This is a genomic window from Streptomyces sp. NPDC002092, from assembly GCF_053593775.1.
This window is the reverse complement of the sequence record NZ_JBSFDG010000021.1, coordinates 65373-88712: the sequence shown is the minus strand read 5'-3', so window position 1 is coordinate 88712 and position 23340 is coordinate 65373. Positions and strand designations below refer to the sequence as shown.

21 protein-coding genes are annotated in these 23340 nt (G+C 70.2%); 16 read left to right on the top strand and 5 right to left on the bottom strand.

The window, feature by feature from the left end; all coding sequences use genetic code 11:
• Window positions 1–65 precede the first annotated feature (65 nt).
• The 7 genes from rsmD to mutM all read left to right on the top strand — a co-directional run bounded on the left by rsmD (window position 66) and on the right by mutM (window position 5047).
• Window positions 66–653 carry a 16S rRNA (guanine(966)-N(2))-methyltransferase RsmD gene (gene rsmD, locus ACWCRD_RS37480; protein ID WP_450970166.1) on the top strand — a complete coding sequence of 196 codons (588 nt, stop codon included), beginning with the start codon at window positions 66–68 and terminating at the stop codon, window positions 651–653.
• A gap of 26 nt (window positions 654–679) precedes the next feature.
• On the top strand, window positions 680–1159 hold the full coding sequence (gene coaD / locus ACWCRD_RS37475; protein ID WP_390699128.1) for a pantetheine-phosphate adenylyltransferase: 480 nt from the start codon (window positions 680–682) through the stop codon (window positions 1157–1159).
• Window positions 1160–1217: 58 nt separating this feature from the next.
• The gene (locus ACWCRD_RS37470) at window positions 1218–2270 is read left to right on the top strand and encodes an ATP synthase F0 subunit B (protein WP_450970165.1); all 1053 of its coding nucleotides are present in this window, start codon (window positions 1218–1220) and stop codon (window positions 2268–2270) included.
• 133 nt (window positions 2271–2403) lie between these two features.
• Entirely contained in the window at window positions 2404–3048 is a 645-nt protein-coding gene (locus tag ACWCRD_RS37465; protein ID WP_450970164.1) for a YceD family protein, read from the top strand.
• Window positions 3049–3050: 2 nt separating this feature from the next.
• Complete coding sequence (gene rpmF, locus ACWCRD_RS37460; protein WP_007493396.1) at window positions 3051–3224, top strand: 50S ribosomal protein L32; 174 nt, start codon at window positions 3051–3053, stop codon at window positions 3222–3224.
• 7 nt (window positions 3225–3231) lie between these two features.
• Entirely contained in the window at window positions 3232–4080 is an 849-nt protein-coding gene (rnc, locus tag ACWCRD_RS37455; protein WP_450970163.1) for a ribonuclease III, read from the top strand.
• Between the two features lie 106 nt (window positions 4081–4186).
• The gene (gene mutM / locus ACWCRD_RS37450; RefSeq protein ID WP_450970162.1) at window positions 4187–5047 is read left to right on the top strand and encodes a bifunctional DNA-formamidopyrimidine glycosylase/DNA-(apurinic or apyrimidinic site) lyase; all 861 of its coding nucleotides are present in this window, start codon (window positions 4187–4189) and stop codon (window positions 5045–5047) included.
• On the opposite strand, the gene ACWCRD_RS37445 is transcribed toward mutM, so the two are convergent.
• Window positions 5020–5421 (bottom strand): winged helix-turn-helix transcriptional regulator, encoded by a 402-nt coding sequence (locus ACWCRD_RS37445; protein ID WP_450970161.1) that lies wholly within the window; start codon window positions 5419–5421, stop codon window positions 5020–5022. The genes mutM and ACWCRD_RS37445 overlap by 28 nt on opposite strands.
• Before the next feature lie 80 nt (window positions 5422–5501).
• Window positions 5502–6605 (bottom strand): CAP domain-containing protein, encoded by a 1104-nt coding sequence (locus ACWCRD_RS37440; protein ID WP_450970160.1) that lies wholly within the window; start codon window positions 6603–6605, stop codon window positions 5502–5504.
• Window positions 6606–6773: 168 nt separating this feature from the next.
• On the opposite strand from ACWCRD_RS37440, the gene ACWCRD_RS37435 reads away from it, so the two are divergent.
• From ACWCRD_RS37435 to ACWCRD_RS37420, 4 genes are all read left to right on the top strand, one after another.
• Window positions 6774–7055, top strand: coding sequence for an acylphosphatase (locus tag ACWCRD_RS37435; RefSeq protein ID WP_266960861.1), 282 nt, complete (start codon window positions 6774–6776; stop codon window positions 7053–7055).
• Between the two features lie 383 nt (window positions 7056–7438).
• The gene (locus ACWCRD_RS37430; protein ID WP_016432419.1) at window positions 7439–7642 is read left to right on the top strand and encodes a hypothetical protein; all 204 of its coding nucleotides are present in this window, start codon (window positions 7439–7441) and stop codon (window positions 7640–7642) included.
• Window positions 7643–7866: 224 nt separating this feature from the next.
• Entirely contained in the window at window positions 7867–11451 is a 3585-nt protein-coding gene (gene smc, locus ACWCRD_RS37425) for a chromosome segregation protein SMC (protein WP_450970159.1), read from the top strand.
• A gap of 204 nt (window positions 11452–11655) precedes the next feature.
• Window positions 11656–13074 (top strand): sugar porter family MFS transporter, encoded by a 1419-nt coding sequence (locus ACWCRD_RS37420; RefSeq protein WP_450970158.1) that lies wholly within the window; start codon window positions 11656–11658, stop codon window positions 13072–13074.
• 108 nt (window positions 13075–13182) lie between these two features.
• On the opposite strand, the gene ACWCRD_RS37415 is transcribed toward ACWCRD_RS37420, so the two are convergent.
• Window positions 13183–13560 carry a hypothetical protein gene (locus ACWCRD_RS37415; protein ID WP_450970157.1) on the bottom strand — a complete coding sequence of 126 codons (378 nt, stop codon included), beginning with the start codon at window positions 13558–13560 and terminating at the stop codon, window positions 13183–13185.
• 41 nt (window positions 13561–13601) lie between these two features.
• Window positions 13602–14585: an LLM class flavin-dependent oxidoreductase gene (locus ACWCRD_RS37410; protein WP_450970156.1), complete on the bottom strand. Its 984-nt coding sequence runs from the start codon at window positions 14583–14585 to the stop codon at window positions 13602–13604.
• A 309-nt stretch (window positions 14586–14894) separates the two neighbouring features.
• On the opposite strand from ACWCRD_RS37410, the gene ftsY reads away from it, so the two are divergent.
• A complete protein-coding gene (gene ftsY, locus ACWCRD_RS37405; RefSeq protein ID WP_450970155.1) occupies window positions 14895–16097 on the top strand; it encodes a signal recognition particle-docking protein FtsY in 1203 nt (400 codons plus the stop codon).
• A gap of 110 nt (window positions 16098–16207) precedes the next feature.
• Here the strand turns inward: ftsY and ACWCRD_RS37400 are convergent, their stop codons facing one another.
• Entirely contained in the window at window positions 16208–16864 is a 657-nt protein-coding gene (locus tag ACWCRD_RS37400) for a bifunctional DNA primase/polymerase (RefSeq protein ID WP_450970154.1), read from the bottom strand.
• A 444-nt stretch (window positions 16865–17308) separates the two neighbouring features.
• On the opposite strand from ACWCRD_RS37400, the gene nsdA reads away from it, so the two are divergent.
• From nsdA to ACWCRD_RS37380, 4 genes are all read left to right on the top strand, one after another.
• The gene (gene nsdA / locus ACWCRD_RS37395) at window positions 17309–18793 is read left to right on the top strand and encodes a transcriptional repressor NsdA (RefSeq protein ID WP_450970153.1); all 1485 of its coding nucleotides are present in this window, start codon (window positions 17309–17311) and stop codon (window positions 18791–18793) included.
• A gap of 396 nt (window positions 18794–19189) precedes the next feature.
• Window positions 19190–20530, top strand: a complete 1341-nt coding sequence (locus ACWCRD_RS37390; RefSeq protein WP_450970152.1) for an ammonium transporter — start codon at window positions 19190–19192, stop codon at window positions 20528–20530.
• Window positions 20527–20865, top strand: a complete 339-nt coding sequence (locus ACWCRD_RS37385) for a P-II family nitrogen regulator (RefSeq protein WP_003997576.1) — start codon at window positions 20527–20529, stop codon at window positions 20863–20865. Before ACWCRD_RS37390 ends, ACWCRD_RS37385 begins: the two co-directional genes overlap by 4 nt.
• Window positions 20866–20892: 27 nt before the next feature.
• Complete coding sequence (locus tag ACWCRD_RS37380; RefSeq protein ID WP_450970151.1) at window positions 20893–23340, top strand: [protein-PII] uridylyltransferase; 2448 nt, start codon at window positions 20893–20895, stop codon at window positions 23338–23340.

Here is a 23340-nt window from a genome sequence, read left to right as displayed (position 1 = left end):
GGGGCGCGGGGAACTGCGCGACCAGCCACAATGAACCTGAAGCCGCCCACAACCAAGGACCAGAGATGACCCGCGTGATCGCCGGTGCAGCCGGCGGACGTCGCCTCGCCGTGCCGCCAGGCACCGGCACCCGCCCAACATCAGACCGCGCACGCGAGGGCCTCTTCTCCACCTGGCAGTCCCTCCTCGGCAGTCCCCTGGAAGGCGAACGCGTCCTCGACCTCTACGCCGGCTCCGGCGCCGTAGGCCTGGAGGCCCTCTCCCGAGGCGCGAGCCACACCCTCCTTGTCGAGGCGGACGCCCGCGCCGCCCGCGTGATCCGCGAGAACGTCAAAGCTCTCGGCCTCCCCGGCGCCGAGGTGAGGGCAGGCAAAGCCGAACAGATCATCCAGACGCCGGCGCCGACACCGCCGTACGACCTCGTCTTCCTCGACCCCCCGTACCGAGTCACAGATCACGATCTTCGGGAGATTCTCCTCACACTCCGTTCGGGAGGCTGGCTCGCGCCGGAGGCGATCGTCACCGTGGAGCGCAGCACCAGAGGCGGCGAATTCAGGTGGCCCGAGGGTTTCGACGCGGTCAAGGCCCGTCGCTACGGCGAGGGAACGTTTTGGTACGGTCGCGCCGCCTCTACGTGCGAAGACGCACGATGACCGGACCGGAGAGCGAGGGATCACTAGTGCGCCGCGCCGTCTGTCCCGGGTCGTTCGACCCGATCACCAACGGACACCTCGACATCATTTCCCGTGCCTCTCGTCTCTACGACGAGGTCTATGTCGCGGTCATGATCAACAAGTCCAAGAAGGGCCTGTTCGAGATCGACGAGCGGATCGACCTGATCCGTCAGGTCACCGCCGAGTACGGCAACGTGATCGTCGAGGCCTTCCACGGGCTCCTCGTCGACTACTGCAAGGAACGGGACATCCCGGCCATCGTCAAGGGCCTCCGGGCGGTCAGCGACTTCGACTACGAGCTGCAGATGGCCCAGATGAACAACGGCCTCTCGGGCGTCGAGACACTCTTCGTGCCGACCAACCCCACCTACAGCTTCCTGTCCTCCTCGCTCGTCAAGGAGGTCGCGACCTGGGGTGGAGACGTCTCCCACCTGGTGCCACCGATCGTCCTGGAGGCCCTCAACGAACGCCTGCGCAAGGACTGATGGGGCTACAGTCGTCCCGTCCGTCTCCAACACAGCTGTAGAGAGTGGCGAGCACACGGTGGACGTGCAGAAGAAGCTCGACGAGATCGTCGCCGCGGTCTCCGGCGCCCGGTCGATGCCCATGTCGGCCTCGTGCGTGGTCAACCGCGCCGACCTGCTCTCCATGCTCGAAGAGCTGCGCGAGGCGCTGCCCGGCTCCCTCGCCCAGGCCCAGGAGCTGATCGGCGACCGCGAGCAGATGGTCGAGCAGGCCCGTCAGGAGGCCGACCGGATCATCGGTCAGGCGCACGCCGAGCGCGGCTCCCTCATCTCCGACACCGAGGTCGCCCGCCGCTCCCAGGCCGAGGCCGAGCGCATCCTGGCCGAGGCCCGCCAGGAGGCCGAGGAGGTCCGCGCGGAGGCCGACGACTACGTCGACTCCAAGCTCGCCAACTTCGAGGTCGTCCTCACCAAGACCCTCGGCTCCGTCGGCCGCGGCCGCGAGAAGCTCCTCGGCACCGGCCCGGGCGTCGACGAGCAGGGCTACGAGGACGAGGACGCCCCCGAGCGCAGCCACGACCCCGAGACCCTGCGCAAGGACGCCGACGCCTACGTCGACGCCAAGCTCGGCGCCTTCGAGGCGGTCCTCGCCAAGACCCTGGAGGCCGTCGGCCGCGGCCGCCAGAAGCTGCACGGCCGTATCGCCACCGACGACCTCGGCGCCCTCGCCGACGACTCCACGTCCTTCCAGCACTCCAGCGACGCCGACTACCTGGCCGACCTCGCCGCCGTCGCGGAACCGAAGCCCCCGGCCGAGCAGCCCGCCCAGCAGCAGGACTACGCCCAGCCGCAGCCGGCGTACGGCTATCAGCAGCAGGCCGACCCGTACGGCGGCGGGTACCAGCAGCAGGCGTACGGCCAGCAGGACGCCTACGGCTACCAGCAGGCCGATCCCTACGCCTACCAGGGCTACGACGCCCAGCAGACGGCGTACGACCCGAACCAGGCACAGCAGGGGCACCAGACGCAGCAGGCGCACCAGTCGTACGCGCTCGACGAGACCAGCCTCTTCGACACCGGCATGATCACACCCGAGCAGCTGAGGGCCTACGAACAGGGGCGCGGCCAGTAAGCAGCCACCGGATTGGGCCGTGAGCGAAAGGTCCAGTATCCTGGCTCTTCGGTCGCGTGTACGTCCGCGATCAGCGCTGCCCAGGGACACCGAGGGGCAGCGTCCCCCCTGAGCTGGAAGATCGAAAGCAGGAATGGCTCTGAACGCCCGCCTCGACCACCGCAAGCCTCTCGTGTTCGACACACACGAGCTGGGGCGGCGGCCCGGTGCGCAGCAGCGCCTGACCCGCGAGATCGACGCTCCCAAGGATCTCGGGATCGCGGGAGTCATCGGAGTGCCGGAAGGCGCCCCGGTGGAGCTCGAACTCCGGCTCGAGTCGGTCATGGAAGGTGTGCTTGTCACAGGCACCGCCCGTGCACAGGCCGAGGGGGAGTGCGTAAGGTGTCTGGAGCCGCTTCAGCTGGACGTCGAAGCGGAATTCCAGGAGATGTTCTCGTACCCTGACGCCGATGACCGGGGCCGCCCCAAAGCGGAGCCGGCCGACGACGCCGAGGAAGACGAGGACAGGCTCTTCATCGAGGACGGCCTGTTCGACCTCGAGCCCGTGCTGCGCGATGCGGTGGTGCTCGCACTGCCGATGCAGCCGGTGTGCCAGGAAGACTGTCCCGGTCTGTGCTCCGAGTGCGGAGCGCGGCTGGCGGACGACCCGGACCACCACCATGACGCCGTCGACATCCGTTGGGCGGCACTGCAGGGACTCGCCGGTTCACTCGGAGACGGCGAGAAGGACGAGATGAGCGGCGCCGAAGCGGGCGTCGACGAGAAGCAGGAGAAGTAGCCGTGGCTGTTCCGAAGCGGAAGATGTCGCGCAGCAACACGCGCCACCGCCGGTCGCAGTGGAAGGCTGCGGTCCCCACCCTGGTTGCGTGCGAGCGCTGCCACGAGCCCAAGCTGCAGCACATCGCGTGCCCGTCTTGCGGCACCTACAACAAGCGCCAGGTCCTCGAGGTCTGAGCGGCTGGTGAGAGGCACCGTGTCCACTGCCAAGAAGGCGGATGACGCCATGGCGGACCCAACCGCCAGGAAAAAGTCGGACAACACAGCCTCGTCCCACACGCTTCTGGAAGGGCGGCTCGGGTACAAGCTCGAGTCCGCCCTTCTGGTGCGAGCGCTGACCCACCGTTCGTACGCGTACGAGAACGGCGGTCTGCCGACCAACGAGCGGCTGGAGTTCCTCGGGGACTCCGTGCTCGGTCTCGTGGTCACGGACACGCTGTACACCACCCACCCCGACCTGCCCGAAGGCCAGCTGGCCAAGCTGCGGGCCGCGGTGGTCAACTCGCGTGCGCTGGCGGAGGTCAGCCGAGGGCTCGATCTGGGCTCCTTCATCCGGCTCGGCCGGGGCGAAGAGGGCACGGGCGGCCGGGACAAGGCGTCCATCCTCGCCGACACCCTGGAAGCGGTGATCGGCGCTGTCTATCTCGACCAGGGTCTCGATGCGGCGAGCGAGCTCGTTCACCGGCTCTTCGACCCGCTGATCGAGAAGTCCTCCAACCTCGGAGCCGGCCTGGACTGGAAGACCAGCCTCCAGGAGCTCACCGCGACCGAGAGCCTCGGCGTGCCCGAGTACCTGGTCACGGAGACCGGCCCCGACCACGAGAAGACCTTCACTGCTGCCGCCCGCGTCGGAGGCGTCTCGTACGGCACCGGCACCGGCCGCAGCAAGAAGGAGGCGGAGCAGCAGGCCGCGGAATCCGCGTGGCGGTCCATCCGGGCCGCGGCGGACGAGCGTGCCAGGGCGGCGGCCGAGAAGGCCGCAGCCGAGAAAGCTGCCCAGGACGGCGAAGGACCGTCGTCCGTCTCCGCCTGACCGACGTCTCACCGGCGGAAGTCTCCTTCTGACGAACAGCGACCCGAGCGTCCGTCCCTCCCCGGGGCGGGCGCTCGGTTCATCCACAGCCCGTACGGGGGTCCCGATGCCCGAGTTGCCCGAGGTCGAGGTCGTCCGGCGCGGTCTGGAGCGGTGGGTCGCCCACCGTGTCGTCGCCGACGCCGAGGTGCTGCACCCGCGTGCCGTACGCCGTCATCTGGCCGGCGCCGACGACTTCGTGCACCGCCTCAAGGGCCACCGCATCGGCGTCCCCAGCCGCCGCGGCAAGTACCTGTGGCTGCCGCTGGAGGACACCCACCAGTCGGTCCTCGCCCACCTCGGCATGAGCGGCCAGCTGCTGGTCCAGCCGAACGCGGCCCCGGACGAGAAGCACCTCCGGATCCGCGTGCGCTTCGCGGACGCCCTTGCCACCGAACTCCGCTTCGTCGACCAACGCACCTTCGGCGGCCTGTCGTTGCACGACAACACCCCCGAGGGCCTGCCCGACGTCATCGCGCACATCGCGCGCGACCCCCTCGACCCGCTCTTCGACGACGAGGCCTTCCACCAGGCGCTGCGCCGCAAGCGGACCACCATCAAACGGGCCCTGCTCGACCAGTCGTTGATCAGCGGGGTCGGCAACATCTATGCGGACGAGGCCCTTTGGCGTGCCCGCATCCACTACGAACGCCCCACCGCGAGCTTCACCCGCCCGCGCACCGCCGAACTCCTCGGCCACACGAGGGATGTGATGAACCAGGCGCTCGCCGTGGGCGGCACCAGCTTCGACAGCCTGTACGTCAACGTCAACGGGGAGTCGGGCTACTTCGACCGGTCGCTGGACGCGTACGGCCGCGAGGGCCTGCCCTGCAAGAGGTGCGCCACGCCGATGCGACGGCGCCCCTGGATGAACCGGTCCAGCTACTTCTGCCCGAAGTGTCAGAGGCCGCCGCGCGTGGTGTCGTAACGCTCGCGGGCCGCGAGGACGTCGTCCATGCGGCCCTCCAGCAGATGGACGAGGGCCAGCAGCCGCTCGGCGACCTCGCGGCCGAGCGGGGTGAGTTCGTAGTCCACGCGGGGCGGGTTCGTCGGCTGGGCCTCGCGGTGCACCAGTCCGTCGCGCTCCAGCGCGTGCAGGGTCTGGGAGAGCATCTTCTCGCTCACACCGTCGACACGACGGCGCAGCTCGTTGAAGCGCAGGGAACCCTCGAACAGGGCGCAGAGCGCCAGTCCGCCCCAGCGGCCCGTGACGTGCTCCAGCGTGCCGCGCGAGGGACAGGCCTTGGCGAACACGTTGTACGGGAGGTCGTCCGCCTCCATGAGCTCCTGCGTGGTGTCCATACCTCAAGCGTACTTGAGCGCAGCGCTAACCGACAGGTTGCACTAACCAGGAGTTAGTGCAACCTGACCGCTGGTGTTGTCTAGTAGCCGAAGTCCTGCGTCCACCAGGGGCCACCGGACCCGAAGTGCACACCGACGCCCAGCGTCTTGAAGTCGCAGTTCAGGATGTTGGCGCGGTGACCCGGGCTGTTCATCCAGGCCTCCATCACGGCGGCCGCATCCGCCTGGCCCCGGGCTATGTTCTCGCCGCCGAGGTTGGATATGCCGAGCTTCGCCGCCCGGTCCCACGGCGAGGCGCCGCTGGGGTCGGTGTGGTCGAAGAAGCCCTCGGCGGCCATGGCGTCGCTGAACTTCTCCGCGAGCTGGGACAGGGTGCTGTTGGCGGAGACCGCGCTGCAGCCGACCTTGGACCGCTCCTCGTTGACCAGCTTGAGCACCTCCGCCTCGGCGGCGGCCGCCGCGGAGACCGCCACCGGAGCGGTGGTCTGCGCGGGCGGCTTGGTCTCCTTCTGCGCCGGCGTCGTCTGCGGCTTCCGGGTGGGCGTGGCCTTCGGCTTCTTCGGTGCCTCGGTCGGCGCGGCCGAGGAGGTCGACGGGCTCGGCGAGGGCGAGGCCGAGCGGTCGGCGTCGCGGCTCGTCGAAGAGCCCTGGTCGCGGCCGGCGGCGCTGCCGGAGGTGCCGCCCTGCGCGGTCGCCGAATTGGTCGGCGTGTTCGCGGCCTGCACCTTGTCGGAGCTGCCGCTGCCGCCCAGCTTGTAGTTGTCGAGGCCGGGCATCGCACCCGTGGCGACCGCCACCGTGCCGATGGCGACGGCGGCGGAGACCCCGAGCAGACCGGTGCGCACCGGCGTCACGGCCTTCCTCCGGCGGCGCCGGGCCCCTCCGCGCCGGGAGCCCTTGTCGGGCGCGAACCCGTGCTCCGGGAAGACCGTCGCGTAGTCGTCCTCGGTGGCGAACAGGTACGCGGCGCTCCTCGCGGAGGCCTCGGCGTACTCCGTGGAGTGCAGATAGGGGGCGGTGCCCAGGGTGGGCCGCTCGTCGCCCGCGCCGGTCTGAGGAGGGTCGTAGCTGTACGAGTACTGCTGGGGGTCGTAGCTGCTCGCGTACGAGCCGTCCCTACCTGTGACCCCCGTGGCGCGGCCCGTGGCGGCGCGGCCGGCGGCGGAGCGTCGGTGGCGTCCCATGTCTTGGCCTTCCTCGTCTTGCGATCAACGTGTCCCATATGATCTTGCGGAGTGATCCAACTCACCCCATCGAGTGAGTTTCATATGAGATTCATTGGGTCGGGACGGTACCGCATGGCGTCAGAGGAGGATGTGTCCCGAGAGACATTGGCCGGTTAGGTTGCACCCATGAGCGAGGATGTGCGACTGGTCGCCTGGGTGCGGGGACGCGTTCAAGGTGTGGGTTTCCGCTGGTTCACCCGGGCCAAGGCCCTCGAGCTCGGCGGGCTGAGTGGTTTTGCTCTCAATTTGGGCGACGGACGGGTCCAGGTGGTCGCCGAGGGCTCCCGGGAGCGGTGCGAGGGACTCCTCGGCTGGCTCCAGGGCGACGACACGCCCGGCCGTGTCGACGGTGTCACCGAGATCTGGGACACACCCCGCGGGGGGTACGACGGCTTCGCCATCCGCTGAGCCGATTCTGTAAAGCGGCCCCGGTGAAAGCGGACGGGCATGCCACCGGCAGGTGCCCCAAGCAGAAATTGCCTGGTGGTTGCCAAGAAGCGCTTGTCGTGGCAGGCTGCGCACCCAAGAATGATCGTCACGCCCTGAGGGCCCCGCAGGAGTCGCAGCGCCGCCGCCTTCAGGCCGCGCGCCCCCGGGTTGCCCGCCAATACAGGGCGTGATCGTGTTGACCGTCAAACTTTTTGGTGAGACGCTGAAAGCACCCCGCGCACCTTAGCTGTTTGGCATGGATGAACGGCAGCATGAACTCCATAGTGTCAAGCACCGCGGGTGCGATTCCCTCACGACCCACACCGCTTCGGTCGGTCACTCAGTGTGGAGGACCATCCATCATGGCAAAGGCGCTTCTCGGTTACGTCGGCGGCTCCGACCCTCGACTCCTCGCCGAGATGCGACGGCTCCAGCAGCGCGTCCAGGACCTGGAATCCGAGCTCGTACGGATCCAGGCGGAGAACGACGCGCTCGCGGCTGCCGCTTCTCACGACAGGATCATGGAGAGCATCGACGCACACCAGGCGGAGCCTGCGCTCACCTGATCACTGCATCGCACCACGACAGCAGTGGTTGGGCCGCCCGTATCAACCGCTAAGTTGTCAGAGTTCAGAGTTTGCAAGGGACGCTTCGGCGTCCCTTCTTTCTTTCCCCCGCACATCCTTTCACCCTCTATAACGTTTGGTGTGCCCTGCATGTTCAAGGGCGAAACCGCGGGGTTGCCAGGCTTCATCGTGTGGGATACCGGCGGAAGGTAGAGTCCAGCGGCGTGCACCTCAAGGCCCTGACCCTCCGCGGGTTCAAGTCGTTCGCCTCGGCGACCACGCTCCGGTTCGAGCCGGGCATCACGTGTGTCGTGGGACCGAACGGCTCGGGCAAGTCCAACGTCGTGGACGCCCTGAGCTGGGTGATGGGCGAGCAGGGTGCCAAGTCGCTGCGCGGCGGCAAGATGGAGGACGTCATCTTCGCCGGCACCACGGGCCGCCCGCCGCTGGGCCGCGCCGAGGTGTCCCTCACCATCGACAACTCCGACGGGGCCCTGCCCATCGAGTACGCCGAGGTCACCATCACGCGGATCATGTTCCGCAACGGCGGCAGCGAGTACCAGATCAACGGTGACACCTGCCGTCTCCTCGACATCCAGGAACTCCTCTCCGACTCCGGCATCGGCCGCGAGATGCACGTCATCGTCGGCCAGGGCCAGCTCGACTCCGTCCTGCACGCGGATCCGATGGGGCGCCGCGCCTTCATCGAAGAGGCGGCCGGCGTCCTCAAGCACCGCAAGCGCAAGGAGAAGGCCCTCCGCAAGCTCGACGCGATGCAGGCCAACCTCGCGCGTGTGCAGGACCTGACGGACGAACTGCGCCGCCAGCTCAAGCCGCTGGGCCGACAGGCGGCGGTGGCCCGACGGGCGGCCGTGATCCAGGCGGATCTGCGCGACGCGCGCCTGAGGCTGTTGGCCGACGATCTCGTACGGCTGCGGGAGGCACTGAAGGCCGAGGTCGCGGACGAGGCCGCGCTCAAGGAACGCAAGGAAGCCGCCGAGCAGGAGCTGAAGAAGGCGCTGCAGCGTGAGGCGCTCCTGGAGGACGAGGTACGGCAGCTCGCTCCCCGGCTGCAGCGGGCCCAGCAGACCTGGTACGAGCTGTCGCAGCTGGCCGAGCGGGTGCGCGGCACGATCTCGCTGGCCGACGCGCGGGTGAAGAGCGCGACCTCCGCGCCGCCGGAGGAGCGGCGCGGCCGCGACCCCGAGGACATGGAACGCGAGGCCGCCCGTATCCGTGAGCAGGAGGCCGAGCTCGAGGCCGCTCTGGAGGCGGCCGAGCGGGCTCTGGAGGACACGGTCGCGCACCGGGCCGAGCTGGAGCGCGAGCTCACGCAGGAAGAACGGCGCCTGAAGGACGTCGCCCGCGCCATCGCCGACCGCCGCGAGGGCCTCGCCCGGCTGAACGGGCAGGTGGGCGCGGCCCGTTCGCGCGCGGCCTCCGCCCAGGCGGAGATCGACCGCCTGGCGACGGCCCGGGACGAAGCACAGGAGCGGGCCGTCGCGGCCCAGGAGGAGTACGAGGCCCTCAAGGCCGAGGTCGACGGCCTCGACGCGGGCGACGCGGAACTGGGCGAGCAGCACACGGCGGCGAAACAGCAGCTGGCCGAGGCGGAGGCCGCCCTGACCGCCGCCCGCGAGGCGACCACCGCGGCGGAGCGCAAACGAGCCGCGACGCAGGCCAGGCATGAAGCGCTGGCGATGGGGCTGCGGCGCAAGGACGGCACGGGTGCTCTGTTGGGGGCGAAGGATCGTCTCTCCGGTCTGCTCGGGCCGGCCGCCGAGCTGCTGACGATCACGCCCGGGTACGAGGTTCCCTTGGCGGCGGCCTTCGGCGCCGCGGCGGATGCCCTGGCGGTGACCTCGCCGTCGGCCGCAGCAGAAGCCATCCGCCTGCTGCGCAAGCAGGACGGCGGCCGGGCGTCACTTCTGCTGGCGGGGGCGCCGGAAGCGCCCCAAAGAGGCGCGGGGAACGGCGCGACCAGCCACAATGAACCCGCAGACGCCCAACGGCCGTACGCGGCAGACCTGGTCCGCGCTCCCTCCGACCTCATGCCCGCCATCCGCCGCCTACTGCACGGCATCGTCGTGGTCGACACCCTCGAAGCCGCCGAAGACGTCGTATACACGCACCCCCACCAGACCGCCGTAACCGCTGAAGGCGACCTCCTGGGCGCCCACTTCGCACACGGCGGTTCCGCCGGCGCCCCCAGCCTGCTGGAGGTGCAGGCCTCCGTCGACGAGGCCGCCGCCGAGCTGGAAGAGCTCGCCGTGCGCTGCGAGGAACTCACCGCGGCACAGCACGAGGCGGCGGAGCGGCGCAAGGAGTGTGCCGCGAGGGTCGAGGAGCTGGGGGAGCGGCGCCGCGCCGCGGACCGGGAGAAGTCGGCCGTGGCCCAGCAGCTCGGACGGCTCGCCGGACAGGCACGGGGCGCGGCGGGCGAAGCGGAGCGCACCGTCGCCGCTGCCGCGCGGGCGCAGGACGCGCTGGACAAGGCCCTCGAAGAGGTCGAGGTCCTCGCCGAACGCCTCGCCGTCGCCGAGGAGATGCCCGTCGAGGAGGAGCCGGACACCTCGGTACGGGACCGTCTCGCCGCCGATGGTGCCAACGCCCGCCAGACCGAGATGGAAGCCCGGCTTCAGGTCCGTACGCACGAAGAGCGTGTCAAAGGACTGGCCGGCCGCGCCGACTCCCTCGACCGCGCCGCCCGAGCGGAACGCGAGGCACGCGCGCGTGCCGAACAGCGCCGGGTGCGCCTCAGGCACGAGGCGTCCGTGGCGGAAGCCGTCGCCTCCGGTGCCCGCCAGCTGCTTGCGCACGTAGAGGTCTCCCTCGCCCGGGCCGAGGAGGAACGCACCGCGGCCGACGCCGCCAAGGCACGGCGAGAGCAGGAGCTGGCCGCCGCCCGAAGCGCGGGCCGCGATCTCAAGGGCGAGCTCGACAAGCTGACCGACTCCGTCCACCGCGGTGAGGTCCTCGGCGCCGAGAAGCGCATGCGGATCGAGCAGCTGGAGACCAAGGCGCTGGAGGAACTGGGCGTGGAGCCGGCCGGGCTCGTGTCCGAGTACGGCCCGCACCAGCTCGTACCGCCCTCCCCGCCCGCCGAGGGCGAGGAGCTGCCCGAGGATCCCGAGCACCCGCGCAACCAGCCCAAGACCTTCCACCGCGCCGAGCAGGAGAAGCGGCTCAAGGCCGCCGAGCGGGCCTACCAGCAGCTCGGCAAGGTCAATCCGCTCGCTCTGGAGGAGTTCGCCGCGCTGGAGGAACGCCACAAGTTCCTCAGCGAGCAGCTCGAAGACCTGAAGAAGACCCGCGCCGACCTGCTCCAGGTCGTCAAGGAGGTCGACGAGCGCGTCGAGCAGGTCTTCACCGAGGCCTACCGGGACACGGCCCGTGAGTTCGAGGGCGTCTTCAGCCGGCTGTTCCCGGGCGGTGAGGGGCGGCTGATCCTGACCGACCCCGACAACATGCTCACCACGGGTGTCGACGTCGAGGCCCGTCCGCCGGGCAAGAAGGTCAAGCGGCTGTCGCTGCTCTCGGGCGGTGAGCGCTCGCTCACCGCCGTCGCGCTGCTGGTGTCCATCTTCAAGGCCCGGCCGAGCCCGTTCTACGTCATGGACGAGGTCGAGGCCGCGCTCGACGACACCAACCTGCAGCGGTTGATCCGCATCATGCAGGAGCTGCAGGAAGCCTCGCAGCTGATCGTGATCACCCACCAGAAGCGGACCATGGAGGTCGCCGACGCGCTGTACGGCGTCTCCATGCAGGGCGACGGTGTGTCGAAGGTCATCAGCCAGCGGCTGCGTTGACCTCAGCCGACGGCTGAGCGCTGGGCAATCTCTTCAAGACTTGAACACATTCCCGTCACAAGTGCGCTGAAAAGTCACAGTGATGACCCCTTGACTTCGAAACTTGAAGGCATAGTCTCGGCAACGTTGCTTTTACCTTCAGGTAGTACCTACCGGGAAGGGTCCCCCGCCCGGCAGCGTTGCCGGTGGCCCGAGGAGTTGAACGTGACCAGCACAGTGCAGGCACAGAAGTCAGGAGCCAGAACGGCTCGTCCCGAGCACCTCGGGCGCGTCACCTTCATCGCGGCGGCGGCCGCGATGGGCGGTTTCCTGTTCGGCTACGACAGCTCCGTGATCAACGGCGCCGTCGAGGCCATCCGGGACCGCTACGGGATCGGCTCCGCGGCCCTGGCCCAGGTCATCGCCATCGCCCTGATCGGCTGCGCCATCGGTGCCGCGACCGCCGGCCGCATCGCCGACCGCATCGGCCGCATCCGGGTCATGCAGATCGCCGCCGTGCTGTTCACCGTCAGCGCCGTCGGCTCGGCGCTGCCCTTCGCGCTGTGGGACTTCGCCCTCTGGCGCGTGGTCGGCGGCTTCGCCATCGGCATGGCCTCCGTGATCGGCCCCGCCTATATCGCCGAGGTCGCCCCGCCCGCGTACCGCGGCCGTCTCGGTTCCTTCCAGCAGGCCGCGATCGTCATCGGCATCGCCATCTCGCAGCTGGTCAACTGGGGTCTGCTGAACGCCGCCGACGGCGACCAGCGCGGCAAGCTGATGGGCCTGGAGGCCTGGCAGGTCATGCTCGGCGTCATGGTGATCCCGGCCGTCCTCTACGGCCTGCTCTCCTTCGCCATCCCCGAGTCGCCCCGCTTCCTCATCTCCGTCGGCCGGCGCGAGCGCGCCCGTGAGATCCTCGCCGAGGTCGAGGGCGAGCACGGCAACCTGGACGCCCGCGTGAACGAGATCGAGCACGCGATGAAGAGCGAGCACAAGTCGGCCTTCAAGGATCTGCTCGGCGGCGGCTTCTTCTTCAAGCCGGTCGTCTGGGTCGGCATCGGCCTCTCGGTCTTCCAGCAGTTCGTCGGCATCAACGTCGCGTTCTACTACTCCTCGACCCTGTGGCAGTCGGTCGGCGTCGATCCGACGGACTCGTTCTTCTACTCCTTCACGACGTCGATCATCAACATCCTCGGCACCGTGATCGCCATGGTCTTCGTGGACCGGGTCGGCCGTAAGCCGCTGGCCCTGATCGGCTCGGTCGGCATGGTCGTCGGTCTCGCTCTGGAGGCCTGGGCCTTCTCGTACCACCTGGTCGACGGCAAGCTGCCGGCCGCGCAGGGCTGGACCGCCCTGATCGCCGCGCATGTCTTCGTGCTGTTCTTCGCCCTGTCCTGGGGTGTGGTCGTCTGGGTCATGCTCGGCGAGATGTTCCCGAACAAGATCCGCGCCGCCGCCCTGGGCGTGGCCGCCTCCGCGCAGTGGATCGCCAACTGGGCCATCACCGCGAGCTTCCCGTCGCTGTCCGACTGGAACCTCTCCGCGACCTATGTGATCTACACGGCCTTCGCGGCGCTCTCCGTCCCGTTCGTCCTGAAGTTCGTGAAGGAGACGAAGGGCAAGGCGCTGGAGGAGATGGGCTGAACAGCCCCGCGCGCTCGGGGAGAAGGGCCAAGCCCCCGCTGCCCCTCTCCTCGTACCGTCCGCCGCCCCCGCCCGGCACCCCCCGGGCGGGGGCGGCGGCCTTCTGCCTCACCAGATGAGGACGCCACCGCCGATCTCCCGGGCCTTGCGGATGCTCTCCTCGATGATCCGCAGCCGGGTATCGATCTGGTGCCGGTGCTCCTCGACGGTCCGCGGCCGCTCGGTGCCGTGGGCGAGCTCGTCGAGACGGGAGCGCAGCAGGGCGACCTCGCGCCGGAACTCCGGCACATCCCCGGCCTCGACGTAGAGGTCGTCGTCTGCCAGGGTCGGCAGGAAGCGGGCACCCAGCGAGCGTACGAACTCCGACCCCCACACCGTCGTACGCCAGGACTCGAACCCACCGGACCGGTACACCTCGTCCGGCACGTCGAGTATCCGCATCTCGCCGTCCGGCTCCCGGACGAACACTTCCACCAGCAGACTCATGGGCCGCAGTGGACCACCGCCGGGCCTCGCCCGACCACCGGTTATCGCCCGGGCTCAGCCCCCAGCGCCGGAAGCACCCGCTCCGCGAACAACCGCAGGCTCCGCCATCCCTCGTCCACCGGCATCCCGCCGGCCAGCGGATGCAGTACGAGGCTGTCCAGCCCCTGCGCCACGCACTCGTCGGGGGTGAGGATCCGGTACACGCCCTCGGCGCGCAGCTCGTCCACGCTCGTGGCCGCCGACTTCACCGCCGAGCGGATGTCGCCGGACTGCCAGGAGGCGTAGGTCCGCGCCTCGTGCAGGAAGTGCTCGCCGTACTCGGCCCACGCCCGGTCGGGATCCTCGGCGAGGTGCAGCAGCGGGGTCTCGGCGGCGGGCATCATGGTCCAGCCCTCGGTGCCGTACTCGACGAGCCGCTCCTTGTAGTACGCCTCCAGCTCCGGCAGATGCGCGCTGGGGAAGAAGGGGAGACCGAGACGGGCCGCGCGCCGGGCTGCGGCCTTGGACGAGCCGCCGACCAGCAGCAGGGGGTGCGGCTCGGTGAAGGGGCGCGGGGTGACCCGTACCGTACGGCCCCGGTACTCGAACTCCTGCCCGGTCCAGGCCTTCAGCACCGTCTCCAGCAGCTCGTCCTGGAGCCTGCCGCGCCGCTTCCAGTCCACGTCGAACTGGGCGTACTCCTCCGGCCGGTACCCGATCCCGGCGACGGTCACCAGCCGCCCGCCGCTCAGCAGATCCAGTACGGCGATGTCCTCGGCCAGCCGCAGCGGGTCGTGCAGCGGGCCGATCACCGCCGAGACCGTGACCGCGATACGCCGGGTGGCCCCGAAGACCGCACCCGCGAAGGCGAACGGCGACGGCAGCCAGTTGTTGTCGACACCGTGGTGCTCCTCCGTCTGGACGGTGGTGATCCCGTGCTCGTCGGCGTACGCGGCCATCTCCAGGGCGGCCCGGTAGCGGGCGGCGAGTGAGACGGGGGTGGCGCCGGGCTCGACGAGGTTGAAACGTACGACGGAGACGGGCATGGGGGTCCCCCTTCACGGGCGGGTGTGCAGGGACCGTAGCTGACGGGGCATCAGATCACCAGGGGTGCGTCTTCCGGCCGTAAGAAGGGTGTGTCGCGGCCCACTGCATGGGCCGCGACACACCCTGGGGACGCTGGCAATGCGTACCCGACGAGTCCAAGCCATACTGGACGCGTTGTGACTCCGCCCTTGAGGGGCTTCCGGCCGACGTGAGGTCGGACCGCGGGCCAGCCCGGCCCGGTCGGGAACCGAGGTCCCGCGTGGACAACGAACGGCCGAGGGGTAGGTCACGCCATACTTGAGCCTGTTATGGAAACCGTCATCCTTGCTGTAGTCATCGCCGTGGTCGTGCTCGTTGCGCTCGGCGGGCTCATCGTCGGCAGCCGACGGAAGAAGTCGCTGCCCCCGCCGCCCCCCGCCGCGCCCGACATCACCGCCCCTCCGGCCGAGCCGCACGTCGGCGACGAGGCCGAGACCCCCCGCGACGAACCGCGCCGGACGATAGAGGAGGTGGATCTTCCGGACGGCTCGGCCCCGGTCGCCGTCGAGGAGCCGCCCGTCCTCGAAATCCCCGAGATCGAGGTCCCCGAGCCGACGGCCGGACGGCTGGTCCGGCTGCGCGCCCGCCTCTCCCGCTCCCAGAACGCGCTCGGCAAGGGGCTGCTCGCCCTCCTGTCGCGCGAGCACCTCGACGACGAGACCTGGGAGGAGATCGAGGACACGCTGCTCACCGCCGACGTCGGCGTGGCTCCCACCCAGGAGCTGGTCGAGGGCCTGCGCGAGCGTGTGAAGGTGCTCGGCACCCGCACCCCCGCCGAGCTGCGCGGCCTGCTGCGCGAGGAGCTCCTCAAGCTGGTCGGCACCGACTTCGACCGCACGGTGAAGACCGAGCCCGAGACCAGCAAGCCCGGCATCGTGATGGTCGTCGGTGTCAACGGCACCGGCAAGACCACCACCACCGGCAAGCTCGCCCGCGTCCTGGTCGCCGACGGCCGCAGCGTCGTCCTCGGCGCCGCCGACACCTTCCGTGCCGCCGCCGCGGACCAGCTGCAGACCTGGGGCGAGCGGGTCGGCGCCCACACCGTGCGCGGGCCGGAGGGCGGCGACCCCGCCTCCGTCGCCTTCGACGCGGTGAAGGAGGGCAAGGAGATGGGCTCCGACGTCGTCCTCATCGACACCGCCGGGCGCCTGCACACCAAGACCGGGCTCATGGACGAGCTCGGCAAGGTCAAGCGCGTCGTCGAGAAGCACGCCCCGCTGGACGAGATCCTGCTCGTCCTCGACGCGACGACCGGGCAGAACGGCCTGGTCCAGGCCCGGGTGTTCGCCGAGGTCGTGGACATCACCGGCATCGTGCTCACCAAGCTCGACGGTACGGCGAAGGGCGGCATCGTGATCGCGGTCCAGCGCGAGCTGGGCGTACCGGTCAAGCTGGTGGGACTCGGAGAGGGCGCCGACGATCTGGCGCCGTTCGAGCCGGAGGCGTTCGTTGACGCCCTTATCGGGGAGTGACCCCCCACCTACCGAAGTTGGTATGTGGTCCGTGGCCGAAGAAGCGCCCGTTTCCCAAGGTGCAGTTGGGAGACGGGCGCTTCGCTGTGTACGACTGAAGCTCGGGGGCTTTACGCCCGCGACCGATGCGCCACATAGGCCAGCGTCCCCAGCAGCAGCCGTGCCGCCGGCGGTTTCGTGGCCGAGTCCAGGGCGGGCGGCCGCAGCCAGCGCACCGGGCCCAGGCCGCCCCGGTCGGAGGGCGGGGCCGTGATGTACGTGCCGGGGCCCAGGCCGCGCAGGTCGAGGGAGGTCGGGTCGTCCCAGCCCATGCGGTAGAGCAGCTCGGGGAGCTCGGCGGCGGCTCCGGGGGCGACGAAGAACTGGGCGCGGCCCTCAGGGGTCGCGGTGACCGGGCCGACGGGGAGGCCCATGCGCTCCAGGCGGACCAGGGCGCGGCGGCCGGCCGGCTCGGCCACCTCGATGACGTCGAACGCCCGGCCGACGGCGAGCATGACCGACGCCCCGGGGAACTCGCCCCACGCCTTGGTCACTTCGTCGAGCGTGGCGCCGGCCTGGACCTGGGGCGCGAACTCCAGGGGGTGCGCCCCCGGTGCGCTGCAGTCCGCCCGGCCGCAGGAGCAGTCGCCCGCCGCGGCCCGGGCTCCCGGGACCGCGTCCCAGCCCCACAGCCCGGTGAACTCGGCGACGGCGGTGCACTCCGAGGAGCGGCCGCGTCGACGCGAGCCGGAGCGGATCTCCCGGATGCCGCCGATCGTGAAGCCCATGCCCCCTCCAACGGGTCCGACGCGTCGGTGGTTACGACGCGGATGCGGAACGTGACCCTGTGTTCCGGACGCATCGGCCCCGCGTGGTCCGGGCGGCGCTCGAAGTGCCCCGGGTGGTGAACTCGGCGGCGCACGCCCCTGAGTGCATCGCTCCGCCTACTCCGGGTTGGTCTATGTCAAGTGAATCGCGCTGAGGCGACACTGAGTTCATTCGAAGGGGTGGCGAATGGTGGCGTTTCTGGGATCGCCATGGCTGGACGGGTGATCGTAGGATTACTGTGAGTGCACGAGTCCTGGGGGCACATGCACTCGTGGGTATGCCGGAGGCAAGTAGGCATCCCGTTCGAAGGGTGAGAACCGGCGGACGGGCGGCGGTATTTACCGGCAATCTGATAGGGCTTGGCGCACTCGGCGACAAGTGGTCTCAGGGATGGGGGCGTTCCAGTGAGCGGCAACGGCGGAAGCGGGACGACCGCGACCAGCACGGACAAGCGCCCCAACGAGCTGCTCACGTCCTGGTTCGTGCGCAGCGGCTGGTCGAAGGGCGAACTCGCCCGTCAAGTCAACCGCAGGGCACGCCAGTTGGGTGCCAACCACATCTCCACGGACACCTCCCGGGTGCGCCGCTGGCTGGACGGCGAGAACCCCCGCGAGCCGATCCCCAGGATCCTGTCCGAGCTGTTCTCCGAGCGCTTCGGCTGTGTGGTCTCCGTCGAGGACCTCGGCCTGCGCGCGGCCCGTCAGTCACCCTCCGTGTCCGGCGTCGACCTGCCCTGGACGGGCCCGCAGACGGTGGCCCTGCTCAGCGAGTTCTCGCGCAGCGACCTGATGCTGGCGCGGCGCGGCTTCCTCGGGACCTCGCTGGCCCTGTCCGCGGGCCCGTCCCTCATCGAGCCCATGCAGCGCTGGCTGGTGCCCTCGCCCCAGGCCCCGCAGCCGGAGCCGGAGCCACCGGCCGCGTCCCGCCGGCCCGGCAGGCTCTCCAAGCCCGAGCTGGACCTCCTGGAGTCCACGACGGTGATGTTCCGGCAGTGGGACGCCCAGTGCGGCGGCGGCCTGCGCCGCAAGGCGGTGGTCGGCCAGCTGCACGAGGTGACGGACCTGCTCCAGGAGCCCCAGCCGGAGGCCACCACCAGGAAGCTGTTCAAGGTCGCCGGGGAGCTGGCGGAGCTGGCCGGCTGGATGTCGTACGACGTCGGGCTCCAGCCGACCGCCCAGAAGTACTTCGTCCTCGCCCTGCACGCGGCCAAGGAGGCGGGCGACAAGCCGCTCGGCTCGTACATCCTCTCCAGCATGAGCCGCCAGATGATCCACCTCGGCCGGCCCGACGACGCGCTGGAACTGATCCACCTCGCGCAGTACGGCAGCCGGGACTGCGCGAGCCCCCGCACCCAGTCGATGCTGTATGCGATGGAGGCCCGCGCCTACGCCAACATGGGGCAGCCCGGCAAGTGCAAGCGGGCGGTCCGGATGGCCGAGGACACCTTCGCGGACGCGGACGAGTGGGACGAGCCGGACCCCGACTGGATCCGCTTCTTCTCCGAGGCCGAGTTGCACGGCGAGAACTCCCACTCCTTCCGCGACCTCGCCTATGTCGCGGGCCGCAGCCCCACGTACGCGTCCCTGGCCGAGCCCGTGATGCAGCAGGCCGTCGAGCTGTTCTCCCAGGACCCCGAGCACCAGCGCTCGTATGCACTGAACCTGATCGGCATGGCCACGGTGCATCTGCTGCAGCGTGAGCCCGAGCGCGGCGTGGTGCTGGCCGAGAAGGCCATGCACATCGCCAAGAAGGTCCGCTCCGAGCGCGTGAACACTCGTATCCGAAAGACGGTCGACACGGCCGTACGCGATTTCGGGGATCTCGCCGAGGTCGTGGACCTCACCGAGAAGCTCGCCGTCGAACTACCCGAGACCGCCGAGGCGGTCTGAAAACCCTTGGCCCCGGCCGCGGCCGGCCCTCCCGAACTGCCCGACTCGGCTCCCCCCATGCCAGGTCATCGGAAGGCCGCCCGTGGCCGGTTTTTGCTAATTTTGCGCCTGAACCGGCGCCGCTCTCGCGGATGTGGCTGGTCGCCGTAGGGGTTCCTCAATTGATGGTTGCGGTGGCCGCCATCGCAGGTTGCGCCAAGATAACGATCCGCGCGCCCATAATCCGGCAGTTCATCCAGGCGTAACACGCGGGGCGTCCTTGTCACGGCGGCGAAACAACGAGGGGCTTCCAACGAAACCGCGCTGCGCCAATCTCATGGCGCATAACCGGCCCACCCCTCTTGACCGCTCAAGGCTCTGCCCGCACGGGGCCGTACCAATGACGAGGAGACGCCGATGGCACCAGCCGCCATCACGCTTGCCGCGGAGGCACCCAAGCTGTCCTCCGCGAACACAGGCTTCATGCTTATTGCATCCGCTCTGGTACTGATCATGACGCCGGGCCTGGCCTTCTTCTACGGAGGCATGGTCCGGGTCAAGAGCACTCTCAACATGCTGATGATGAGCTTCATCAGCATGGGCATCGTCACCATTCTGTGGGTGCTCTACGGCTTCTCCCTCGCCTTCGGCACGAACAACAGCCTCATCGGCTGGGACTCCGACTGGTTCGGCCTGCGCAAGATCGGTCTGACGGAGCTGTGGCCCGGCTACACCATCCCGATCTTCGTCTTCATGGTCTTCCAGATGATGTTCGCCATCATCACTCCGGCGCTGATAAGCGGCGCCCTCGCGGACCGCGTCAAGTTCTCGGCCTGGGCGCTGTTCGTCGCCCTGTGGCTGACGATCGTCTACGTCCCGGTCGCCCACTGGGTCTGGGGTGCCGACGGCTGGGCCTTCAAGCTCGGTGTGATCGACTTCGCCGGTGGTACCGCGGTCCACATCAACGCCGGTGCGGGCGCTCTCGGCGTCATCCTCGTCATCGGCAAGCGCGTCGGCTTCAAGAAGGACCCGATGCGCCCGCACAGCCTCCCGCTGGTCATGCTCGGCGCCGGTCTGCTGTGGTTCGGCTGGTTCGGGTTCAACGCCGGCTCGTGGCTCGGCAACGACGACGGCGTCGGCGCGCTGATGTTCGTCAACACGCAGGTCGCCACCGGTGCCGCCATGCTGGCCTGGCTCGCCTACGAGAAGATCCGCCACGGCGCGTTCACCACGCTGGGTGCCGCCTCCGGCGCCGTCGCCGGTCTGGTCGCGATCACTCCGTCCGGTGGTGCGGTCTCCCCGCTCGGCGCGATCGCCGTCGGCGCCATCGCCGGTGTCGCCTGCGCCGCGGCCGTGGGCCTGAAGTACAAGTTCGGCTACGACGACTCCCTCGACGTGGTCGGCGTCCACATGGTCGGCGGCATCATCGGCTCCCTGCTCATCGGCTTCTTCGCCACCGGCAAGGGCCAGTCGACCGCGACGGGCGTCTTCTACGGCGACCACTCCTTCACCCAGCTGTGGAAGCAGTGCGCCGGTGTCGGCGCGGTCCTCGCCTACTCCCTGATCGCCTCCGCGGTCCTCGCCTTCCTCCTCGACAAGACCATCGGCATGCGGGTCACCGAGGACGAGGAGGTCGCCGGTATCGACCAGGCCGAGCACGCCGAGACCGCATACGACTTCAGCGGCGCGGGTGGCGGTATCGCCGGATCCGCCGCTTCGGTCCTGGCCGCCACGGAGAGCAAGAAGGTGGACGCATGAAGCTCATCACCGCCGTCGTGAAGCCCCACCGGCTCGACGAGATCAAGGAGGCCCTGCAGGCCTTCGGAGTCCATGGCCTGACGGTCACCGAGGCGAGCGGTTACGGTCGTCAGCGGGGCCACACCGAGGTCTACCGCGGTGCCGAGTACACCGTCGACCTGGTTCCCAAGATCCGTATCGAGGTACTGGCCGAGGACGATGACGCCGAGCAGCTGATCGACGTCATCGTCAAGGCGGCCCGAACCGGCAAGATCGGTGACGGCAAGGTCTGGTCCCTTCCGGTCGAGACGGCCGTACGGGTCCGGACCGGCGAGCGCGGCCCGGACGCGCTCTAACCGAAGAAGAAGGACAGGAGCTGCTGGGTGTCGAGCACGGACGTGCACAAGGAAGCGGAAGACTCGGGACCCAGCGGCTACGCGGCGGCCCGGCTGCACCTCCTCACCGAGGGGGCGCGGTCCGGGCCGCCGCGCCGTACAGCCCTGTCCGAGCTGACGGACGACTGGCTGACGGGACTGTTCGCCGCGGGCGCCGAGGGACTGCGCGGGGTCTCCCTGGTCGCCGTCGGCGGCTACGGCCGCGGTGAGCTCTCCCCCCGCAGCGACCTGGATCTGCTCCTCCTCCACGACGGCAGCGACCCCAAGGCGGTCGCCGCCCTGGCCGACCGCATCTGGTACCCCGTGTGGGACCTCGGCCTCGCCCTCGACCACTCGGTCCGCACCCCCGCCGAGGCCCGCAAGACGGCCGGGGAGGACCTGAAGGTCCAGCTCGGCCTGCTGGACGCCCGCCACATCGCCGGCGACCTGGGCCTGACGGCCGGTCTGCGGACGGCCGTCCTCGCCGACTGGCGCAACCAGGCGCCGAAACGTCTCCCCGAACTCCAGGAACTGTGCGCCGAGCGCGCCGAACGCCAGGGCGAGCTGCAGTACCTGCTGGAGCCGGACCTGAAGGAGGCCCGCGGCGGTCTGCGCGACGCCACCACCCTGCGGGCGGTCGCCGCCTCCTGGCTGGCCGACGCCCCCCGCGAGGGCCTCGACGACGCCCGGCGCCGGCTGCTCGACGTACGCGACGCCCTGCACCTGACGACCGGACGTGCGACCGACCGGCTCGCGCTCCAGGAGCAGGACCAGGTCGCCGCCGAACTCGGACTGCTCGACGCCGACACACTGCTGCGGCAGGTGTACGAGGCGGCGCGGGTCATCTCGTACGCCAGTGACGTCACCTGGCGTGAAGTGGCGCGTGTGCTGCGTTCGCGCGCCGTACGGCCGCGGCTGCGCGCCATGCTCGGCGGCGGAAAGCCCGTCCCCGAGCGCTCCCCGCTCGCCGAGGGCGTGGTCGAGCAGGACGGCGAGGTGGTGCTCGCCCGGGCCGCGCGCCCCGAGCGCGACCCCGTCCTCCCGCTGCGCGCCGCGGCCGCCGCCGCACAGGCCGGGCTTCCGCTCTCCCTGCACGCCGTACGGCGCCTGGCGGCGACCGTGCGCCCGCTGCCCACGCCCTGGCCCGCCGAGGCCCGCGAACAACTGGTCACCCTGCTCGGCTCCGGGCACCCCACCATCGACGTCTGGGAGGCGCTGGAGGCGGAAGGCCTGATCACGCGGCTGCTTCCGGACTGGGAGCGGGTGCGCTGCCGCCCGCAGCGCAACGCCGTGCACATCTGGACCGTCGACCGGCACCTGATCGAGACCGCCGTCCGCGCCTCCGAGTTCACCCGCCGCGTGCACCGCCCCGACCTGCTGCTGGTCGCCGCGCTGCTGCACGACATCGGCAAGGGCTGGCCCGGCGACCACTCGGTGGCCGGCGAGATCATCGCCAAGGACGTCGCCGCCCGTATCGGCTTCGACCGCGACGACGTGGCCGTGCTCTCCGCCCTCGTACGCCACCATCTGCTGCTGGTCGACACGGCCACCCGCCGCGACCTGGAGGACCCGGCAACGGTCCGCTCGGTCGCGGAGGCGGTCGGCTCGCAGCACACCCTGGAGCTGCTGCACGCGCTGACCGAGGCGGACGCCCTGGCCACCGGACCGGCCGCCTGGTCGTCCTGGCGCGCTTCGCTCGTCGCCGACCTGGTCAAGCGGGTCGCCGCAGTCCTCGCCGGGGACGTCCTCGACGAGCCCGAGGCCGCCGCGCCCACCGCCGAGCAGGAACGGCTCGCCATCGAGGCGGTCGCCACCGGCAGCCCGGTGCTGTCCCTGCGCGCCCAGACCGAGCCGCCGGCGGAGGAACAGCCCTCCGGCCACCCGGAGCCGCTCGGCGTCGAACTGCTCATCGCCGTACCGGACCAGGAAGGCGTGCTGCCCGCCGTGGCCGGTGTCCTCGCCATGCACCGGCTGACCGTACGCACCGCCGAGCTGCGCACCCTGGACCTGCCGGACGGCGTCGAGGGCTCGGTCCTGCTGCTGGACTGGCGGGTCGCCGCCGAGTACGGCTCGCTGCCCCAGGCGGCCCGGCTGCGGGCCGATCTCGTACGGGCCCTGGACGGGTCCCTGGACATCGCCGGGCGCCTTGCCGAGCGCGACGCCGCGTATCCGCGCCGCCGGGGTGTCGTGGCGCCGCCGGCGCGCGTGACGGTCGCCTCGGCCGCGTCCCGGCTGGCCACGGTGATCGAGGTGCGGGCCCAGGACGCCCCCGGCCTGCTGTTCCGCATCGGGCGGGCGCTGGAGGACGCGAGCGTACGGGTGCGCAGCGCGCACGTCTCCACGCTGGGCGCGAACGCCGTGGACGCCTTCTACGTGACCGGGCCGGAGGGCGCGCCCCTGCCGGGCGACGAGGCCTCGGCCGTGGCGCGGAAGCTGGAGGAGACCTTGCGGGGGTGA

Bases quoted from the DNA above. Each gene is read 5' to 3' on its own strand.
- rsmD (WP_450970166.1), top strand. From the start codon at position 66: ATGACCCGCGTGATCGCCGGTGCAGCCGGCGGACGTCGCCTCGCCGTG.
- ACWCRD_RS37465 (WP_450970164.1), top strand. From the start codon at position 2,404: ATGGCTCTGAACGCCCGCCTCGACCACCGCAAGCCTCTCGTGTTCGAC.
- mutM (WP_450970162.1), top strand. From the start codon at position 4,187: ATGCCCGAGTTGCCCGAGGTCGAGGTCGTCCGGCGCGGTCTGGAGCGG.
- ACWCRD_RS37445 (WP_450970161.1), bottom strand. From the start codon at position 5,421: ATGGACACCACGCAGGAGCTCATGGAGGCGGACGACCTCCCGTACAAC.
- ACWCRD_RS37440 (WP_450970160.1), bottom strand. From the start codon at position 6,605: ATGGGACGCCACCGACGCTCCGCCGCCGGCCGCGCCGCCACGGGCCGC.
- ACWCRD_RS37435 (WP_266960861.1), top strand. From the start codon at position 6,774: ATGAGCGAGGATGTGCGACTGGTCGCCTGGGTGCGGGGACGCGTTCAA.
- ACWCRD_RS37430 (WP_016432419.1), top strand. From the start codon at position 7,439: ATGGCAAAGGCGCTTCTCGGTTACGTCGGCGGCTCCGACCCTCGACTC.
- ACWCRD_RS37415 (WP_450970157.1), bottom strand. From the start codon at position 13,560: ATGAGTCTGCTGGTGGAAGTGTTCGTCCGGGAGCCGGACGGCGAGATG.
- ACWCRD_RS37410 (WP_450970156.1), bottom strand. From the start codon at position 14,585: ATGCCCGTCTCCGTCGTACGTTTCAACCTCGTCGAGCCCGGCGCCACC.
- ftsY (WP_450970155.1), top strand. From the start codon at position 14,895: ATGGAAACCGTCATCCTTGCTGTAGTCATCGCCGTGGTCGTGCTCGTT.
- ACWCRD_RS37400 (WP_450970154.1), bottom strand. From the start codon at position 16,864: ATGGGCTTCACGATCGGCGGCATCCGGGAGATCCGCTCCGGCTCGCGT.
- ACWCRD_RS37390 (WP_450970152.1), top strand. From the start codon at position 19,190: ATGGCACCAGCCGCCATCACGCTTGCCGCGGAGGCACCCAAGCTGTCC.
- ACWCRD_RS37385 (WP_003997576.1), top strand. From the start codon at position 20,527: ATGAAGCTCATCACCGCCGTCGTGAAGCCCCACCGGCTCGACGAGATC.